Below are 17,503 nucleotides of genomic sequence, written 5' to 3'. Positions count from 1 at the left end.
TAAGACCCCTTGAAGACGACGAGGTTGATAGGCCTGAGGTGGAAGTGCAGCAATGTATGGAGCTGACAGGTACTAATCGGTCGAGGGCTTATCCAAAAACATCTAAATATGCAAAATAAGTTTCGTATCCAGTTTTCAAGGATTAACCTTGAACGTTTGGTGGCGATGGCGGAGGGGTTCCACACGTACCCATCCCGAACACGACCGTTAAGCCCTCTAGCGCCGATGGTACTTGGACCGAAGGGTCCTGGGAGAGTAGGAAGCCGCCAAGCAATGTTCCCTGATAGCTCAGTTGGTAGAGCACTCGACTGTTAATCGAGTTGTCACAGGTTCGAGTCCTGTTCGGGGAGTCAAATCCCCAGAAAGTAACGTTTTTTCTTTCTGGGGAACCCAATTTTTTTATGGCCCGTTGGTCAAGGGGTTAAGACACCTCCCTTTCACGGAGGTAACAGGGGTTCGAATCCCCTACGGGTCACCAAAATATGGAGGCTTAGCTCAGCTGGGAGAGCATCTGCCTTACAAGCAGAGGGTCAGCGGTTCGATCCCGTTAGCCTCCACCATATATTCTAATTGACGCGGGGTGGAGCAGTCCGGTAGCTCGTCGGGCTCATAACCCGAAGGTCGTAGGTTCAAATCCTGCCCCCGCAATTAGCTTTAATTTTATAGTGTGGAGCCGTGGTGTAGAGGCCTAACATGCCTGCCTGTCACGCAGGAGACCGCGGGTTCGAATCCCGTCGGCTCCGCCATTTTCTCTTAATCCGGACAGAAGTTTTCTGTTCTTTGGAAGTAATGATTCATTGACACTTTGGTACTGCAGATGTATTGCCATAGAATGTGCTTAAAGGCTCTTTACTTCATCTCAGATTTACTTATGAGAGCCATTAGCTCAGTTGGTAGAGCACCTGACTTTTAATCAGGGTGTCGAAGGTTCGAGTCCTTCATGGCTCACCAGTTTTTTAATTTATGCGGACGTGGCTCAGCGGTAGAGCATCGCCTTGCCAAGGCGAGGGTCGCGGGTTCGATTCCCGTCGTCCGCTCCATCTAAATATGCGCCCTTAGCTCAGCTGGATAGAGCGTTTGACTACGAATCAAAAGGTCAGGAGTTCGAATCTCTTAGGGCGCGCCATTTATAAGCCGGCGTGGCGGAATGGCAGACGCGCTCGACTCAAAATCGTGAGCGTAAGTCAAAGAGTTATCCGCTAAAGCCTTGGTATTACTGGATTCTTCAAAAGATGTTTCAAAAGTTCTCTCCTGCAATTCTCTCCTTTGTCCAGAGGAGCGATGGAGACATTAAAATGTGCCGGTGTGGCGGAATGGCAGACGCGAACGACTCAAAATCGTTTGGGGAGACCCGTGGAGGTTCGAGTCCTCTCACCGGTACCACATTAATAACAAGTGGTTCATTAGAGAATTTCTCTAATGAGCTTTTTTTATATTTTTATTACTTCATTCATTGTATTTGCGGATGATACTTTGGAACTGTAATCCAAATGCGAATAAATATTTGCTGTGGTGGAATAATCACTATGTCCCAACCACTCTTGCACTTCTTTCATGCTGACGCCATTACTCAAGAGCAGAGTGGCGCAACTATGGCGTAGATCATGAAAGCGGATATGGCGCATGCTATTTTTCTTCAGTACCAGGGCAAAATGTTGAGTGATATAGTTAGGCTTGATTCGCTCCCCCATAGCATCCACATAAATGTAACCATTGTAATCCTTACAGTACGAATCCTTGAAAAGATACTGGTTTGTATCCTGCTGCTCCTTCATTTGCAGCAAAAGGTCGTAGAAGGCATCTACAAGAGGCAGAGTACGGAGACTTGCCTTGTTCTTTGTTCGATCCTTCTCAATCGTGATCAACTTTCCATTCAGTGAACCAGAAGTGACCGTATGTCTGATCGTGATCGTTTTATTGAACAGATCAATGGCAGACCATTTTAGACCTACCACCTCACTTCGTCTTAGTCCATAAAAAGCTCCCAGGATTACAGCCAGTTCAATCTTGGTGCCCTTTACAATTCCTAAAAGTTGATTGACTTCTGAAGCGCTGTATGAACTGCCCACAAACGCTTCTTTCTTTGGACGAATGATTTTGTCGGCAGGATTAGCAGTAATTCGATCCGTAATAAACGCCTGCTGAAGTGCCGAACGTATATTGGCATGATAATGAATGACCGTGTTGGCACTAACTCCCCATTCATTTAAGGCATGACTATAAAAATCCTGAATGTGATGAGGTTTCAATTCCAGGAGAGTAATGCTTTTTTCTCGGAAGTATGGAACGATGCGTCCCTTCACTGCGTTTGCATACGAGATATACGTGATGAGCTCGATCCTATGCTTCACCGTTTCCAGCCAATCCAACATGTAATCCGCAAATAAGGTCTGGTCAACATCTGAGTTTTCTTTGTTGTTTTGTTTGTCTTGTGCTTTTTCGGTTTCTTCATTAGGCTTAAATTCAAAATTTTTGCGGGCATCCATTAGGAGGGATTCCGCTCTTTTCTTGTTTCCTTTGACGGGCAAGCCCGTAGCGATCCATTTACTCTTCCGTTTTCCCTCCTCATCCTTATAATTTAGAACAATGTAAAAAAGACCTTTTTTCTCCTGAAGGTGGCCTGCAACCATGTTTTTCAATACCTCCTTGGTCACAGCACCGATCCCTCTCCATTGACACTTTAAATATATCATAGTAAAATTGATGATTCAATGCACTAAAGCGTCGCAGTGAGAGGACGGTTGATGAGTCATAATACTGTGAAGATAAGCAATAACATGGATTTTGGGGATTTTATACGCTCTACCTATTTTGAAGTGGTTGATTTTATTGGCTTGTAACAGCTTATATCCTGTCTTGGTGCTAATCCCCCCGAGCATTTCACACATTTGAACGACAGTGACTACGTCCGAATATTCTTGAAACATGTGCGAATAAACGTTTAAAGTATTCGATGGAATACCAGAGTCGATTTGCATAATCGTGACACACCTCCTTTCAAATATAAGGATTAGGGATATGTATAATAAAAGAATGCGTTCCAAGCTGCGGGTGGTTAGTCCGCACATAGCTTCTTGCGAAGCTCCCCCCATCCGAGCGGGCTGCCCCCAATGCAGTGACGCTGGCCAGGCAGAAGTATCATGATATTCTCTTGCGAGTCTTGGCGATCGGCCCACCACAGGCTGATTGAAAGCGGATAAAATCGCTCGAATATGTCATAGATTGTCTTGGCGCATCCGCTATCGTCGCTTTCTGGTGATTAACAGGCACAAAAGGAACGTACTTTGTTCGGCTCATAATCGAGATTATTCATTGCTTGAATAACATAACCAAGGTAGGCTCCAATGTTCCAATGATTAACCATCAGATTCTGTAAGGCCCCTTCGTTTCCATTCATTATTAGAAACCTCCTTTTCAAGGGGGAAGTAGCCGCGCGGTATGGTTGGGCTGTCATTGGACAGTAATTTCAGCGCGGCGTCCTCCCTAGTTATATTAAAACGATGACCTGAACGGGCGGCGGTTCCGCCCACATGGGAATTCCACCCCGCCCCATGCTGATGGCGCGACGGTCAATGCTGTGAAGCGTTCAAACCGTAAGTATCATTATTCTATGTGTGGGATCGTCGCCTGGCAGACCTACCACAGTTCTGCTTGCCGTAGATGGTGTTTGTCGCTCGTTTTCAAGCAATAAATCGCTGAAAAGTTATGGCGCACCCTGCGGCTTGGCTCCTCCACACCTGAAAAGTATCCGGGTCATCGGTATGCAGTTATCATAGAACACTGGTGGAAGAAAAATCTTCTTCCAATAACCGTGACATTTCTAGGGCAAAACCGACCCTCATTCAGAAATATTTCTCAAGAAAATTTCCATGTTCCGTAGCCCTTGGTTGATGGACTTGCGGATGTTTTTTTCCGAAACTCCCTCGGCCCGAGCAATCTCGGATTTACTAATGCCAAGTACGTAATGCGTGTAAATTCGTTTGCCTTGCTTGTCTGGCAAAGCGCTGATAGCATTATGCAACTGTTGGGCTGTTATTTTACGTTCGTAGATTTCGGAAGGGGACAGAGATACGAAGCAAATATCATGCTCGATCCCATCTCCCCGGTCAAGAGAATAGTGCGCCTTGTGACGGTACATGCGCCGCCGATACGCTTCTTCCTGCCGTTCAGCTTCCAGCAGGACTGTTGCCACTTCATCAGGAATATCGAGAAAAATATCATTATTGCAAAACGGATAAAAATTCCGAAGATTAATTTTAACCATAGAACGTTCCTCCATTTCGATTTTTTTGGGACATGGCGAATCGAAATGGAGGGGAGCGGCAGCGGGGCTGGACTTCGGGCCAACTTGACCCGAAGTGAGCAGGCTTGTCCAAAAGAACATGTTGAAAAAGCTCGAAAATAATCAAAAAAGGGTATAAAAAAACACCTTCTAGGGAAAATCCTTGAAAGGTGTCGAATAAAAAATGGGCGCACTGATCGTCCGAATATTTACTTGATTTTTTAAGGTTGTGTAAGATAATAACTTTTGCTACATCCAGCCGTCACAGTAACGTGACGGCTTCTCACGGACAACAAAAAGCAACTTCGGGTACATAATAACCCCCCTATCTCAAAGCCGCCGGAGTTAAAATAAAGAAGTTATTATGCTCAATATTGTCTTTTGCTAAAACGCGGTGGCTATGAATGTTAGATTTCAAAACAGATGTTAAGTTAATCTTTCGCCAGAACAAATGTCTAATTCATTCTCTGTAATTGTCAGAAACCATATTGCATAGGTGGTTTAAAAAGAGAGAGCCGATAATTGTGACGTTCTCACAAATTATCGGCTCTGCGTCTTAGCGTCTGGCTCTTTAATAACTGACATATTTAGTTGTTGTACATTGATTAGGGTTTCCTGTTTGCATTTTGGACAGAACAACGGGAAGTTTTCAAGTATTGTATCCTCTCGAACTTTCAACCGTGTTTTATTTTTGCAAATAGGGCATAACATCCAACTTATTTTTTCCATAACATTGCCCCTGTCATATTATTAGGATCATACTTTTTTTGTGATCAATTCTCAACTTTTATACGTTTGATAAAGAATGCTAAAACTAATCCAATAGCAAACACCACCATTGCGAAAATAAAAGCATTTCGCACTCAAGGATAAATATAATCCATTTATGAATTTCCTACTTGCTTCTCATAGTATTCATTTTGCAGAAGACCCATATGAATGATGTCATGCCATTCTCCATCTCTAAATAGACTTTGTCTACTGCTTCCTTCCTGTTGAAAACCAATCTTAGTGTACAAACGAATAGCTCTATCATTAAATGAAAATACTTTAAGGGAAACTCGATGAAGATTCATTTCGTAAAAAACGTAATCCAACAGTAATTTAAGCCCTTCTGAACCATAGCCTTTTCCCCAATATTCCTTTACTCCGATGTCAATAATACATTCAGTATTTCTATTTTTATAATCAATGTTGATTAATGATACAATGCCAATTGGTATTTCATTTCCCTTTTCAACCATAATGTAGCTTTTGGCTGTATGAGATCCCAAAATAACATTATCAACAAATTCTTTAGTTGCTTCCATTGTATAAACATCTAAAAATGGGTTGGTGGAATGCATAACTTCTATATCATTTCTCCACTTATGGTAAAGTTCTGTATCTTCCATTGTCATCTTTCTTAGTCTCACTCTTGATGATTCAAACAATATTACAATCACTCCTTATTTTGCAGACTTTGGATTAATTAATTTTTCTAAAGAGAAAAGTAAGATGGATAATTGATCCTTTACTTCTGTTTGTTTATGTCCCAGTTGAAACGTGTCCAACATTAAACCGTTTATAAATGATAGGAGATATCTCGCAATAGAGCGAGTAGATTGTTGAGGTCTAAATTCTCCTTTACGCATACCGTCATTTAATACTTCTTCAATAACTGCAGTAGTTCGATTGTAGCGTTCAGAAATGTAAGGGAAATTATCTTTATCATTTGCGTAATTAGATGATAAAAAGAATTCCGCCTTTGCAAAGAGCAATGTTTGGTCAATGGCCTCAATATAAATTTGCTGTTCTTCAACCCATTTTTTTAATTGCGGCCATAGTGGACCTTCATCAGATGGCACAAAATATTGTATGTCTTTTTGGTCATCATACTTTAAGACTTCGATAAAAATGTGTTCAATATTATCGAAATAACTATACAATGCACCTCTGGAGATTCTAGCTTTGTCCATAATATCTTGCATAGAAGTACGAACAAATCCTTTCTCGATAAACACTTTCTTGGCCGCCTCTATCAATTCTCTTTCTCTCTCTTTTTTATATTCTTCGCTAACTATTGGTGCCATTAAGCCACCTCCATAATGATTGATAATATGCATATAATAAAATATACACTACTGTCGCTTATATAATAGATTATACCGACACTAGTGTATAATTTCAATTTTTATATTTTTGTATATTCTTCAATAGTACCTCCTGGACTAAATGCAAAGAGAATATCACAGATGCCCAAAACGGCAATCAGAGCAAGTGTATTGATACTTGCCCATTGCCGACGCTTGCTGGCCGGGGCGAAGCCTTCGCCGGCGCTGCATACGATTGACGCACCCGGTGGAATGATTCAAAAAATACGTGACATTGCTAAGGTGTCGTCCCCCTCTGGCAACTTGGTTGGATTTGCGTGATATTCTAACGTTCGGCACAAAGAATGATACAGTGAACGAGGGTAAAGAGATGACCGAGTTGAGGCTGTGAAAATTCAAATTTAAGCGCCAAAATGAACCTGACGATGGGCGATTAGAGGGATACCCTGAGACTAATATCCGGGCTTTACTAACCTTTCGTCGACAACACATTTTTCGCATCAGTCAAGTCATTTGCTCCAAATGGGCATCGTTTGAGTAAACCCAAAGAATGTGATATATTAGGTGTTACCTAATAAAATTAGGTACTACTTTAATATCGGGGTGTTAGTATGCTTGTTTGGATGTTACGTAAAGTGATGACGGAAAAGGGCATTTGGACAGGTGCAGCATTAGCAAGATTATTGATGGAGAAAGCCAATTATAGTTTAACTCCTGCTTCCATAAGTGCTTTGCTTAACAATCAACCGCGGCAAATGAAAGGTGAGACACTTGATGCCCTTTGTATTGCACTTGATTGTACGCCTAATGACTTGTGGGTTTATACACCACCTCAAAAAGTGAGGGGCGCATAAACATGTCAGTGAAGCAAATTTTACCTTTTGGGGACTCCATTTTACGAAAAAAAGCCAAGCCAGTTACTGAGTTGAACGAGAAAACAATAAAGCTACTCGATGATATGGGTGAAACGTTGTATGCCGCCAAAGGTCGTGCTGGTCTTGCAGCACCACAAGTCGGAATCCTACGAAGAATAATTGTCATTGACTGTGGAGAAGGTCTAATTGAGCTGATCAACCCAATAATATTAGAGATAAATGGTGAGCAGATGGGGGCTGAAGCTTGCTTATCTTTTCCTGGATATTTTGGCTTTGTTAAGAGAGCTAACCAGGTAAAGGTTAAGAGTTTAAGCAGGAATGGCGAATCCATCATCCTTGAGGGTGAAGGATACCTTGCCCGTTGTATTCAGCACGAAATCGATCATTTAAACGGGGTATTGTTCGTCGATCATGTCAAAGATCGATGGCTATATCATGAAGAAACAAAAGAAAAAATTGAGCTTTGGGATGTTATCACATTAACCAATCGAGATCTTAAACCATAACCTTTGTGCTCCCTCGATTTAATTTATTTTCTCATGCAAGCTCGTGTATACTTCAGGATTTCATCCCTTTAGATTGGGGTGTTGAACGAAGAGAGCTCGGATTCACTAGGTTGGGTTGTTAGAAGTTAGAAGGCGTGCATGAACAGAGAAGGAGGTAGCCCCACCTAATTTGTTCCATTTGATGCACGTATTCTCCAGAGCAACCTTAGCGATTTTCACTCCCATGTCTCATTTGAACTGTCTTCAACAATCGGGTCATATTGTTGGGGAAACAGAAGGAAACAGGAACAGTAGACTTATTGTTAAAGATTGATTGTGAAAATTTACATTTAAACAAACGCGGCAGGTTGAAAGAGAAGGAAAAAACTTTAATTTGGAAATTATTGGAAATGGTTTTCATGAAAGGAGGGATCAACATTTTATGAAATTATCAAGGTCGCAACTATTGGCTTTAGAGTATATTACAAAGTATGCAAGGAATCATAAACATGAAGCTAAAGCCACAATTAATCACATACTTAAAATGTCTAATATTTCGGATAATATATTTCGAAATGCTGTTGTTAATTTAAAGTCTCACGCAAAGATTGGCCTACATTTTCATCCAGATAGACCAGACTCGACTATGAAAAGCGTTGCTGAAACCCTGCTTGAGCAGGGAATATATAAGAGTCAGTTTGAAACATCTTTATCTAATGGCAGCGTGTCAGCTTACCCTGGTGGTGAACGTGACCTTTGGGAGAAGAAGATCTTTGGAGGAGCATATCACCAGGAGGGGACCACCAATAAACAAAGACCTAAATATGGAGCATTAGATTTGATGTTGCATCCAGATGGGCCTGCTCCACGTTTTGGATCATGCTATTTTCTACTATCCCCTGAAGTCTCATATCGTTCCACATTCACGTATTTGGATTCGCATCAAGATCCAAAAGAAAAGGGTACTTATGAAGAGTTTGATATCATTTTAGCTGCACTCTTGGAAGAGGCGTTCTTAAGAGATTTTGCAATCGGCGAAAGAAATCTGACGCCAACAAGATTAATCCATCATTTCCTGGATGGTTTGGAAAAACCGTTTACGGACCCAGCAAACAAAGAGCCAACCCGCAATCTTAACCACTATATTGAAGCTCAGGTTCATGGGGAAATTTCTCTTAAAGATGACGTGGAGGTGCTTGTTGCGGATCCTTCATTCAAGGACACTAATGTAGGGAGAATTTTGGAACAAATATGCCTTAAGTATTCCATTGATCTTTATTGGCACATGGGTTTTGAACTTATGGTAGAAGAGGTTCCTGCGGATTATAGAGGTCCATCAATGCCTTTCTTGGCCAAACGCATTGCACAAAGTAATTTTATCGATGCTAATATAATTGGATCTGCTGTAATGGACTTGAAACGCAATCCCGTATCATGGAGCGATTACGGAACTTATAAAGAGGTACTTCAGGAATTAAAACTATTGTGGCACGTTTTAGTGAGATTTGGAAAGCCAAAACGAAGATCGAACTAAACCAGCTAATATATAAGCTGAGTATTACTTCACTAAAGGGCCTTATTGTAGAAGATCAAAAACCAAATTCCTCGCTGGAAATAAGGAGATGAAGTATTGTGGTGCGTGAAAAGTTTGTTATCGAAAAATTGGTGGAGCAAAAGCGTACGAGCGCAGCTCCCATCATTGTGATGATGTGCGGCGTGGCAGGGTCGGGTAAAACGACCTTTGCGCAAAAGCTGGAGAAAGAGGGATTCGCTCGGCTCTCGATAGATGAGGATATTTGGTCCACACACGGACGTTTTGGAGTTGACTATCCAGAGGAAAATTATGAGTCCTATCAAAAAGAATCGGAAAAAAAGTTGAGGATGGAATTGGTGAATCTGATCCAGGCTAGATACCATGTCGTTGTCGATTTTAGCTTTTGGCAGCGTCAAAGACGCAATGAATACAAGCAACTGATCGAGCGGCATGGCGGCGTGTGGGAGCTGATTTACTTAAAGGTTCCGCCAGATGAGTTACGACAGAGGCTACTCATCCGAAGTGAACGTTTTGACGCCAATGCGGCATTTCCGATCACCGAGGACATTCTAGCCCAGTATTTAACCGGTTTTGAAACTCCTTCTGGAGAAGGGGAAACGGTAATCTAAGGCCAGAAATATAAAAACAGTCCAGTTTAACACTTTATTTTCCGGATTTATCCTTATATCAATTCCATCTAACTGTTTAGTCGACAACTTATTTTTCTGAGGTAGTTGATCAGTCTGAGACTTTAGAACAATATAATTTTGGCAATCGTATGATTTATTAAAATACTTTCGGCAAATTTATGATTTAATTTCTAAAAAAGCAACCTGCTTTGTTGTCCATTTTCTTATTTTTTCGGTAATCATATGGTTTAATAAACGGCAAAGTTTTGGTTTAAATCATAAATGCAGTTTGCATTTTCACATACGGATTTTTATCGCTGTTGAAAAGCTACTTTTACTCCAAGCCAAATATAAATCAAACCTGCAAATTTTCCGCTCCATTGTCCAAGTTTAGCAGCTCGCTTCATCAAACGGCCAATGGGGCGAACACTAATAGCAATCAAGGTCGTGTAAAGACAGCTCATAATCACAAATATCAAGCCCAGCAATAAAAATTGAACTATCGCAGGACCCTTTTCAGGATGGACGAACTGAGGCAGAAAAGCTAAAAAGAAAATAGCCGTTTTTGGATTCAATACCTCTGCTAATACGGCTTGGCTGTACGTTTGAAGGCTTGATGCCTTTGAGACGGAAGGAAGGTCTTGCTTATTGGGCTTTTCTGCAATAGCTTTAAGCCCCATATAAATCAAATAAACTGCCCCAGCATATTTGACAAGGTTAAATGCAGCAGCTGAAGTCAACAAAATGGCAGACAGCCCCAAAACGGCAAACATTGTATGTATGAAATCACCTGTTGCAATGCCTAGCCCTGTCAGAACCCCTGTTATTCTGCCTCCTCGTATCGTGCTGGATATAGTTAAAAGCACCGCAGGGCCAGGTACTAAAAACAAACCTAAAACTATCACAAAAAATGTTCCTAAAGTTGAAAACTCTATCATTTAAACATCACTCCTTTTACCAGAATATTCATCACTATTATTAATTCCCTAATATTTTTTCTGGGTAGAGTTAGCAGGAAGCAACTTCAAACCTGTCCAATCATTAACTTCTATGAGCTAGTCTTACTACCTGCGGTCATATAAACACCAGGTATTAACTTCAGCCATTAAGACATTCAATTCTTAGTAAATGGGTAGACGCAGTAGACCTCACTGCTGCAAACGATGAAGCATAATTATGACTGACATCACTATCAATAAGATATGATGAACCGTTTCGTCAATCAGTGGTGGTCAAAGATTGTTTCAAGCATACGAAATCTTCTCTGTTGTGGTATTTGCCAAGAAGGGAATGCTGTAACGAAGAGAGATGATACTTTACCACGCATATTGACTGCCGTCAATTTGAAGGGCGAGCATAAGTGACACAATGGCTCCAACCAAAGTAACCCAACCAATCAATCAATCTATTTCTTGTCACTCAGACCTGATTCATTATAAATAATGCGACTAAAAATAAGCGCGATCAATCCAAACGGCAAGCCAATAAATCCCCTGTACTAAACCAATCAAACCATATCCTACTCAACTGCCCTTTACCATAATTAAACTTACTCATTTCAATCAACGTTTGATAACTGAACTTTCAATTTGTATACACACGTTCTGTTTGGCATTTGTTTAAGAATGCCATCGCAAATTGTTTTGTCTGTATGGGTTTGCTAAATTCATCAGAACTGGCGATAACTATTTGTAATCTCTTCGGAAGATTAACTTTCGTCTCATCCCCTATTCTTATTGGCCTAAATTCCCCAAAGAACGAAGACGAATAGTGCTAATGAGATTAAACTTGAAATGGTACGAACGTGGTTCCAAGCTGTCCATTTTGAATAGTAATCTTTCCATTGCCCAAAACTTTCTGGGTCTGTGGCTATTACATTGGCTAATGTATCATTTAGTGGAACATTGCATACCGCCGTGACCAGCAAGCTTCCCAGAAGATATAACAAACTGCCAGTAAATATATAAATGGCATTCGGATCTTGCCAATTTAATATTGAAATAATCACAAGTATTATACAAACAAGAGATGTTCCCATAAATAAAGTAAAGAATAGCCGATTTAGCACAGCGTTATTTATGGACTGCATTGCTGAAATCCCTTGTTGTGGAGAAAGCCGGTAGAGACCCTTCATGACAAATGCCGAAAATGCAAAGAACAATCCAGCAATCAACCCGGAACCCAGTACTGCAATAAATATTAGAATGGGTGTGAGTTTTTCGATCATATTTCATCCTCTTTATGCGCGTTATCTTTAAGGTTGATTGAAGGACAATTTCTCATCATTTCGTGAACCACTTGTTTAGGATTTTCACTTTCAAATACAACATGATCAAACTCACAGCCCTTTAATTGAAGCATGACTACTTCATCTGCATGATGATAGACTAAAAAGTATTTCTTATCTTCAATTATGAAAATTCCAGCTTTATAGCCAGTTGTTGTGATACCTGTTCTCTTTATAGCCGCTGCCCATGGAAAATGAAATTTCCCCACCCGAATTTCTTCAATTGAGCTATAAGGTATTTTGATCTCTTTCCTCAAGGTCAAAGCCGCTGTCCACCCTGAAATATTCAGTCGTACCTCTTGATCTCCAGTCATAACTTGAAAACTCATCTTGTATCTCCTCCAATTTATATAGCCAATCATCCATGTATTATTTAACCAGTGACCTGATGAATGAATTCACGTGGAAGGCCATTCCTTTCAGGTTATTGTATTCCTTTTGTTTAAGGTACACCCGTTCTTCCTATAAAAGATTACTTTTTATATAAGAGATCTATGTTTCCATGTTAAAAGCACTGTACCTGCCAAAAAGGCTAATACTCCTACTATATAAGGGAAATAAGTGTTAATATCAAACAAAATTCCCCCTAATATAGGACCGACTACACTCCCTAGGCTTACATACGCATTGTTCATACCGGCAATAAATCCTTGCTCATTATTAGCTAATTTGGATAGCACTGTATTGATAACTGGACGCAGAATGGAAGTAGTTGTATAAAGCAAACAAGTCAGCAATAAGATACTCCAAAAGCATGTGGTGAACAAGAGAAATAAAAAACTAATCCCACCAGCTATCATTGTTCCGTTCATAACCTTCAATTCACCAAAGAGGGAAACAAATTTATTCGTCAATGTCAGTTGAAGCATAACACTTACAAATGCAGAAATAGTGATTACCATCGCAATATCTTTTGCCGTATAGCCGAATTGTTTGTCAACAAACAGTCCAAAAATTGCTTCAAAAATGTATAAAGCTACACTATAGAGAAATACCAAAAGCAATGGAACAATGTAAGGTGCCCGAATCGAACGTAATAATTGCTGTACCATTGGTTGGGGTAAATCGGTGTCCGCTTTCGTCATCTGTGTCTTTTTTTCTAAGGTTTCAGGTAGCAAAAAAAATGACAGTAAAAAGGAAACAAAGGATATAACAGCCGCAAAATAAAAAGGTACAGATAATCCATACGTAGTTAGAAAACCCCCAATTCCAGGTCCTATAACAAAACCAAAAGAGATGGAAGCATTAAGGAAACTTAGACCCTTAGCACGTTCTTCCTCTGTCGTTTTATCAATAATACATGCCATAGCACCGGGAATTAAAAGTGATACTGCGATACCTGTTAACAACCTCCCTAAAAAAAGCAACCAAAAATGAACTGAAAAAGCAAAAACTAATTGAGATAAAGTAAGACAAATTAAACCAATCTCTATAATTCTTTTTCGACCATAGCGATCAGCAAAACGTCCAGCAATTGGAGACAAAAAAAGCTGAATAATACCGTATGTGGCTACTAGTAACCCCATCATTTGTCCGTTTGTATTGAATTTATCCATAAAGTCGGGTAATATCGGGATAATTAACCCAAATGCAACCGTGGCGATAAATACACAAACCATTAAAAGAAAAAGTGTTTTTACTTTACTCGGTTTAGATATCAAATCATCATTCACCTTTTTTTAGATTTTGTTAAACTTTAATGTTAATAATTAAAAAAGTATAAAATTTCGAAGAAAGCCTTCATAATATGGGCTTCCATTATTCTTGTCAAAATAGCAATCTCCGCTATATATAGATTAAAATTAAGTTTTACAGTATTCTTTTCCAATCCGTAAATGTGGAATCCAATGGATCGATATAGATTCTTTGCTGGCTCATTATTAGATATCACAGTTAAATTAATTTGTTCCAAACCAATTTAATTTTTTTCCTTTTTTACCTGTTTAAGCAGGAGCAATTTCCCTAATCCTTGTCCTCGCAATTCTGGCCTCACAAATATTCCGAAAACATTCCCTTTGTGAGCAATTTTAAGACTACATTCACGCATAAAAGTCACAATTCCCACTAATAAATTTCTATCCTCAAAGCACCCAAGACAAATTTATTATCGTTTGGTTTTAATCGTTCTGTTACAGTTTTAAGAGTGAATTTAGCCTTTCTCTCATAAGTTGAGCCAAATCTTCAGGGTTGATTTTTAATGCACTTAAACGTAATTCTTGGTATAACTGAGCATCAGACTCATTTAAAATTCGTATAGTCATTAGCTTCTCCTCAGTTCCTTTTCTCCACTTAATAATCATATTACTTCTTAAACTTCAGGCAAGTTGAATTGAATAAGACTACATACTTAACTTTGACAGTCTTAAACTGGCATATATGCTCTTCATTTCAAATACAAATGCGAGATTTACGTTTAATAATGCAACATGATCTAGTTGCTTCCTCTTACCATTATTACAAAAGTCTTCAACAGTACCACACCTTGGACAGTGTATGGAATGTGAAATAGTTGTTTTAACAAGAAATCGGTCATCATCCCTCTTTCCATTTTATCTTGAATAGTACGTTCATCAGTTTGATGAAGGGTTAGAAGCGTTGGGCTATCAATTTGGTAGTCAAAACCCTCTACATCCCGTCTATTTAGCCTATGATACAATTAAGTGTAGCTTCATCGTGAACGTCGAATCGTTTCAATCATTATTTTTGTGCAACTACCTGCTCCTTTCGCAATTATTGCTGCAAAATGGGGCAAGATCAATAATAAAATGATTCCTGCGATGCAAGCAAAAATTGCACGCGGCAGCGTATCAATCGAAATCATCATGATCGTCATCTCAAATGACCTGTACAAGAAGGGGGATAAGATCATGGCTATCGGTAACAAATAACATATGAAAGCAGTAATAAAGCTTAAAAAGCCCAGAAGAAACCGTGGGAACATCATGAAACCTACCGAGAACCAATTTCTCTGGTCTGATACTTCCTTAGTCACTTTCTCATGTGTATTCCAATGTAAAGATGGAATGTGAATATTAGCATATGTTTTAGCTGCCTTTCGATCCAGCTCTAGTAAGGAAGGTATGGTACGAAACACTCCCGCTAAAATAGGGATGCCAACAACAGTAAAACTTGTCCCAACAGAAAATGTAATGCTTATTAAGTAAAACGAAAAATACAAAAAACCGATTAAAAACCAAAGCATTAGATACACAAAATTTTTAAGGCTTGAAACAATCATAATTTCTTTCACCTGAGAACCACCTTTTCTTTTAGGTTAGTGAACTGATCAAATTGAGATCAGCTTCATTGCATCTGCTAGCCATTATCCACGTTTGATGTCATAACGCATAGTGACATTTTGTCATGGGTTTGTAGTGACTGATTTTAAGTCTGTATTGTAGTAAAATGACGATGGAATGACATGGAATTTAGGTGGGGTTCATGATGTATGACTTGATAAAAAAATGGTACTGGTACGACTGGATCGTATTTGCTGCTCGCTCCATTTGGTTGCTTTCTGTTCTTATAGGTTTGTGGGAGTTTCATGATACTTTATCATTCCCGCTTTGGCTTTTATTCGGATTGCCTTTTATCGTCTTTTCTTTTCCGTTCTTAATTCAGCAGTTTTTCAGAAAATTTTTCGTGCTTGCCGAGATCGTATTTTCCGGATGCTACTGTATATTGTTGGCTTTCTATCTTCATGATGCCTTATGGCAGTTTATCCCGATTGCCTTTGTAATTGGTTTTTACAGCAAACAAAGAACCTATATTTGGTCTGGATCGCTAACCATTGTGCTCATTCCTTTCTTCATAGGGATCGTGACCGCTCAGCCTTTGGCCGACACTGTCCTTCGTTTAATGTCGAATCACGGTGTGGCGTTTGGACTCGGCTATGCTTTTCAATTGCTTGTAACCAACCACAAACAAGGCCTAATCATGCGTGAGCAGAACAAAGTGCTTGAACAATATGTTCATCAGGTGGAGCAGCTCACCTTGCTGGAGGAACGCAATCGTGTGTCGCGCGAATTGCATGACACGGTCGGCCATGCTTTTACTGCTATGATTATGGGGATGGAATCGATCCGTTCTTCATTGGCGGATGAAAAGGTTGAACGTAAACTGAACGCTTTGCTGAACTCGGCACGTGACGGTTTAAAGGAAATGCGAAAGCTTGTGCATCATTTGGAGCCATCGGCAATGGATTTATCCCTAATTCAATATGCGAGACAGCTCATTGACGGCTTTATGGAGAGTACGGATACTGTTGTGAAATTCCGGTGTTTTGGAGAGGAGTACCACTTACCGAAGGAAGTCAAGCTAACTATAATTCGCTGCATGCAGGAAGCATTAACTAACGCTGTAAGGCACGGTCGGGCAAGTGAGATCAGAGTATATCTTTATTTCGACAGCCTGGAACTGCGCTTGCAAGTTGAAGACAATGGAGGAAAAGAGCGGGGGAAAAACATTGAACTGGGCTTCGGCTTACGCGCTATGAAAGAAAGATTGCAGGCATTACAAGGAAATCTCTCCATCCATACAGACAGCATGGAAGAAACCGTAATGATCTGCACCATTCCAAGAAACGCCGAAGATCATCATACCGAGACGATCAAGGTGATCCTGGTGGATGATCAGCGTATCATTTTGGATAGTTTGAGAACGGCATTGGAGAGCCAAAGCCGGTTGCAAATTGTCGGCATGGCTGAATCAGGAGAGGAAGCCCTGACGGTATGCAGTCAAACCCGTCCAGATATCGTACTCATGGATGTGAACATGCCGAATATGAACGGAATAGAAGCCATGGAGGTGATCAAGGAAAGGGACGCTACGATTAAAGTTGTCATTCTTTCAGCGATCGAGAATGTCAATCAAGCCGTAGAGGCTCTGCAAAAAGGGGCAAATGGGTATTTACTCAAGTCCGTTCAACCGAAAGAGCTCATGGATACCCTTCGTTTCATTCATAGCGGGGATACCATTATCCATCATGAAATTGCCAATCAGGTGTTTGAACAAATGAAACAGCAAAATGTCTCCTATGAAAAACATGACCAAAATGAGTATGGACTGACGCCGCGGGAACTTGAAATCATCAACTGTCTAGCTAAAGGAATGCGTTATAAGACCATTGCCGCCAGGCTTTTTTTGTCGGAGGGCACTGTAAGGAACTATGCTTCCGAATTGTATGCGAAACTGGATGTAAGCAATCGTGACCAAGCAATAAAAAAATGTCTGGAAAAAGGGTTGATATCGAAATAATATCAGACCATCGAGAGTTGAGGCGGCTAGCCCGTCTCAAATTTTTCCAAACGGTTTTTATT

At 40.2% G+C, this 17,503-nt stretch carries 19 protein-coding genes, 9 tRNA genes and 2 rRNA genes; 17 read left to right on the top strand and 13 right to left on the bottom strand.

Annotated features, from left to right (window positions below; translation table 11 throughout):
• From DMN77_RS09715 to DMN77_RS09665, 11 genes are all read left to right on the top strand, one after another.
• Positions 1–96 (top strand): 23S ribosomal RNA (locus DMN77_RS09715); the annotation flags it as partial.
• 59 nt (positions 97–155) lie between these two features.
• Positions 156–272: ribosomal RNA gene (gene rrf / locus DMN77_RS09710) — 5S ribosomal RNA — on the top strand.
• A gap of 5 nt (positions 273–277) precedes the next feature.
• Positions 278–350: transfer RNA gene (locus DMN77_RS09705), tRNA-Asn, on the top strand.
• 53 nt (positions 351–403) lie between these two features.
• Positions 404–478: transfer RNA gene (locus tag DMN77_RS09700), tRNA-Glu, on the top strand.
• 6 nt (positions 479–484) lie between these two features.
• Positions 485–560 (top strand) — tRNA-Val (locus DMN77_RS09695).
• A 14-nt stretch (positions 561–574) separates the two neighbouring features.
• Positions 575–648 (top strand) — tRNA-Met (locus DMN77_RS09690).
• A gap of 21 nt (positions 649–669) precedes the next feature.
• Positions 670–746: transfer RNA gene (locus tag DMN77_RS09685), tRNA-Asp, on the top strand.
• Positions 747–875: 129 nt separating this feature from the next.
• A tRNA-Lys gene (locus DMN77_RS09680) sits at positions 876–951 on the top strand.
• A gap of 14 nt (positions 952–965) precedes the next feature.
• Positions 966–1,040 (top strand) — tRNA-Gly (locus DMN77_RS09675).
• A gap of 9 nt (positions 1,041–1,049) precedes the next feature.
• Positions 1,050–1,126 (top strand) — tRNA-Arg (locus tag DMN77_RS09670).
• A gap of 173 nt (positions 1,127–1,299) precedes the next feature.
• Positions 1,300–1,383, top strand: a tRNA-Leu gene (locus DMN77_RS09665).
• A gap of 47 nt (positions 1,384–1,430) precedes the next feature.
• Here the strand turns inward: DMN77_RS09665 and DMN77_RS09660 are convergent.
• From DMN77_RS09660 to DMN77_RS09630, 6 genes are all read right to left on the bottom strand, one after another.
• The gene (locus DMN77_RS09660; protein WP_249730283.1) at positions 1,431–2,654 is read right to left on the bottom strand and encodes a site-specific integrase; all 1,224 of its coding nucleotides are present in this window, start codon (positions 2,652–2,654) and stop codon (positions 1,431–1,433) included.
• A gap of 605 nt (positions 2,655–3,259) precedes the next feature.
• Entirely contained in the window at positions 3,260–3,397 is a 138-nt protein-coding gene (locus DMN77_RS09650; protein ID WP_179014649.1) for a hypothetical protein, read from the bottom strand.
• Positions 3,398–3,838: 441 nt separating this feature from the next.
• Positions 3,839–4,264 carry an RNA polymerase sigma factor gene (locus tag DMN77_RS09645; protein ID WP_179014647.1) on the bottom strand — a complete coding sequence of 142 codons (426 nt, stop codon included), beginning with the start codon at positions 4,262–4,264 and terminating at the stop codon, positions 3,839–3,841.
• A 558-nt stretch (positions 4,265–4,822) separates the two neighbouring features.
• The gene (locus DMN77_RS09640; protein ID WP_483874234.1) at positions 4,823–4,993 is read right to left on the bottom strand and encodes a cysteine-rich KTR domain-containing protein; all 171 of its coding nucleotides are present in this window, start codon (positions 4,991–4,993) and stop codon (positions 4,823–4,825) included.
• 173 nt (positions 4,994–5,166) lie between these two features.
• Positions 5,167–5,718, bottom strand: coding sequence for a GNAT family N-acetyltransferase (locus tag DMN77_RS09635; RefSeq protein WP_179014696.1), 552 nt, complete (start codon positions 5,716–5,718; stop codon positions 5,167–5,169).
• Positions 5,719–5,730: 12 nt separating this feature from the next.
• Complete coding sequence (locus DMN77_RS09630; RefSeq protein WP_179014645.1) at positions 5,731–6,354, bottom strand: TetR/AcrR family transcriptional regulator; 624 nt, start codon at positions 6,352–6,354, stop codon at positions 5,731–5,733.
• Between the two features lie 162 nt (positions 6,355–6,516).
• Here DMN77_RS09630 and DMN77_RS09625 point away from each other — a divergent pair, with 162 nt between their 5' ends.
• From DMN77_RS09625 to DMN77_RS09605, 5 genes are all read left to right on the top strand, one after another.
• Positions 6,517–6,696, top strand: coding sequence for a hypothetical protein (locus tag DMN77_RS09625; RefSeq protein ID WP_179014643.1), 180 nt, complete (start codon positions 6,517–6,519; stop codon positions 6,694–6,696).
• Positions 6,697–6,986: 290 nt separating this feature from the next.
• Positions 6,987–7,229, top strand: a complete 243-nt coding sequence (locus DMN77_RS09620) for a helix-turn-helix domain-containing protein (protein WP_179014642.1) — start codon at positions 6,987–6,989, stop codon at positions 7,227–7,229.
• Between the two features lie 2 nt (positions 7,230–7,231).
• Entirely contained in the window at positions 7,232–7,756 is a 525-nt protein-coding gene (gene def / locus DMN77_RS09615) for a peptide deformylase (RefSeq protein WP_179014640.1), read from the top strand.
• A gap of 421 nt (positions 7,757–8,177) precedes the next feature.
• Positions 8,178–9,269 carry a DUF3626 domain-containing protein gene (locus DMN77_RS09610; RefSeq protein ID WP_179014639.1) on the top strand — a complete coding sequence of 364 codons (1,092 nt, stop codon included), beginning with the start codon at positions 8,178–8,180 and terminating at the stop codon, positions 9,267–9,269.
• 98 nt (positions 9,270–9,367) lie between these two features.
• Positions 9,368–9,898, top strand: a complete 531-nt coding sequence (locus DMN77_RS09605) for a P-loop nucleotide/nucleoside kinase family protein (RefSeq protein WP_306434383.1) — start codon at positions 9,368–9,370, stop codon at positions 9,896–9,898.
• A gap of 311 nt (positions 9,899–10,209) precedes the next feature.
• Here DMN77_RS09605 and DMN77_RS09600 read toward each other — a convergent pair whose 3' ends face one another.
• From DMN77_RS09600 to DMN77_RS09575, 7 genes are all read right to left on the bottom strand, one after another.
• Positions 10,210–10,836, bottom strand: coding sequence for a LysE family translocator (locus DMN77_RS09600; protein WP_179014637.1), 627 nt, complete (start codon positions 10,834–10,836; stop codon positions 10,210–10,212).
• An 803-nt stretch (positions 10,837–11,639) separates the two neighbouring features.
• Positions 11,640–12,125 carry an anthrone oxygenase family protein gene (locus DMN77_RS09595; RefSeq protein WP_179014636.1) on the bottom strand — a complete coding sequence of 162 codons (486 nt, stop codon included), beginning with the start codon at positions 12,123–12,125 and terminating at the stop codon, positions 11,640–11,642.
• Positions 12,122–12,514 carry a PH domain-containing protein gene (locus tag DMN77_RS09590; protein WP_179014634.1) on the bottom strand — a complete coding sequence of 131 codons (393 nt, stop codon included), beginning with the start codon at positions 12,512–12,514 and terminating at the stop codon, positions 12,122–12,124. Before DMN77_RS09590 ends, DMN77_RS09595 begins: the two co-directional genes overlap by 4 nt.
• 150 nt (positions 12,515–12,664) lie before the next feature.
• Positions 12,665–13,846 carry an MFS transporter gene (locus DMN77_RS09585; RefSeq protein WP_249730284.1) on the bottom strand — a complete coding sequence of 394 codons (1,182 nt, stop codon included), beginning with the start codon at positions 13,844–13,846 and terminating at the stop codon, positions 12,665–12,667.
• A 257-nt stretch (positions 13,847–14,103) separates the two neighbouring features.
• The gene (locus tag DMN77_RS23880) at positions 14,104–14,232 is read right to left on the bottom strand and encodes a GNAT family N-acetyltransferase (protein WP_249730343.1); all 129 of its coding nucleotides are present in this window, start codon (positions 14,230–14,232) and stop codon (positions 14,104–14,106) included.
• An 82-nt stretch (positions 14,233–14,314) separates the two neighbouring features.
• Positions 14,315–14,446, bottom strand: coding sequence for a hypothetical protein (locus DMN77_RS23875; RefSeq protein ID WP_256872314.1), 132 nt, complete (start codon positions 14,444–14,446; stop codon positions 14,315–14,317).
• Positions 14,447–14,853: 407 nt separating this feature from the next.
• A complete protein-coding gene (locus DMN77_RS09575) occupies positions 14,854–15,435 on the bottom strand; it encodes a sensor domain-containing protein (protein WP_179014633.1) in 582 nt (193 codons plus the stop codon).
• A gap of 191 nt (positions 15,436–15,626) precedes the next feature.
• Here DMN77_RS09575 and DMN77_RS09570 point away from each other — a divergent pair, with 191 nt between their 5' ends.
• Positions 15,627–17,441 carry a helix-turn-helix transcriptional regulator gene (locus DMN77_RS09570; RefSeq protein WP_179014631.1) on the top strand — a complete coding sequence of 605 codons (1,815 nt, stop codon included), beginning with the start codon at positions 15,627–15,629 and terminating at the stop codon, positions 17,439–17,441.
• The last annotated feature ends 62 nt before the right edge of the window (positions 17,442–17,503 follow it).

The organism is Paenibacillus sp. 79R4, from assembly GCF_013393165.1.
In the GTDB taxonomy this organism is placed as follows: Bacteria; Bacillota; Bacilli; order Paenibacillales; family Paenibacillaceae; genus Fontibacillus.
This window is presented reverse-complemented; position numbering and strand designations above follow the sequence as displayed.

Coding starts and splice junctions, on each gene's coding strand:
- DMN77_RS09650 (WP_179014649.1), bottom strand. CDS start 3,397: ATGAATGGAAACGAAGGGGCCTTACAGAATCTGATGGTTAATCATTGG.
- DMN77_RS09645 (WP_179014647.1), bottom strand. CDS start 4,264: ATGGTTAAAATTAATCTTCGGAATTTTTATCCGTTTTGCAATAATGAT.
- DMN77_RS09640 (WP_483874234.1), bottom strand. CDS start 4,993: ATGTTATGCCCTATTTGCAAAAATAAAACACGGTTGAAAGTTCGAGAG.
- DMN77_RS09630 (WP_179014645.1), bottom strand. CDS start 6,354: ATGGCACCAATAGTTAGCGAAGAATATAAAAAAGAGAGAGAAAGAGAA.
- DMN77_RS09625 (WP_179014643.1), top strand. CDS start 6,517: ATGCCCAAAACGGCAATCAGAGCAAGTGTATTGATACTTGCCCATTGC.
- DMN77_RS09620 (WP_179014642.1), top strand. CDS start 6,987: ATGCTTGTTTGGATGTTACGTAAAGTGATGACGGAAAAGGGCATTTGG.
- def (WP_179014640.1), top strand. CDS start 7,232: ATGTCAGTGAAGCAAATTTTACCTTTTGGGGACTCCATTTTACGAAAA.
- DMN77_RS09610 (WP_179014639.1), top strand. CDS start 8,178: ATGAAATTATCAAGGTCGCAACTATTGGCTTTAGAGTATATTACAAAG.
- DMN77_RS09600 (WP_179014637.1), bottom strand. CDS start 10,836: ATGATAGAGTTTTCAACTTTAGGAACATTTTTTGTGATAGTTTTAGGT.
- DMN77_RS09595 (WP_179014636.1), bottom strand. CDS start 12,125: ATGATCGAAAAACTCACACCCATTCTAATATTTATTGCAGTACTGGGT.
- DMN77_RS09590 (WP_179014634.1), bottom strand. CDS start 12,514: ATGAGTTTTCAAGTTATGACTGGAGATCAAGAGGTACGACTGAATATT.
- DMN77_RS23880 (WP_249730343.1), bottom strand. CDS start 14,232: ATGCGTGAATGTAGTCTTAAAATTGCTCACAAAGGGAATGTTTTCGGA.
- DMN77_RS23875 (WP_256872314.1), bottom strand. CDS start 14,446: ATGACTATACGAATTTTAAATGAGTCTGATGCTCAGTTATACCAAGAA.
- DMN77_RS09570 (WP_179014631.1), top strand. CDS start 15,627: ATGATGTATGACTTGATAAAAAAATGGTACTGGTACGACTGGATCGTA.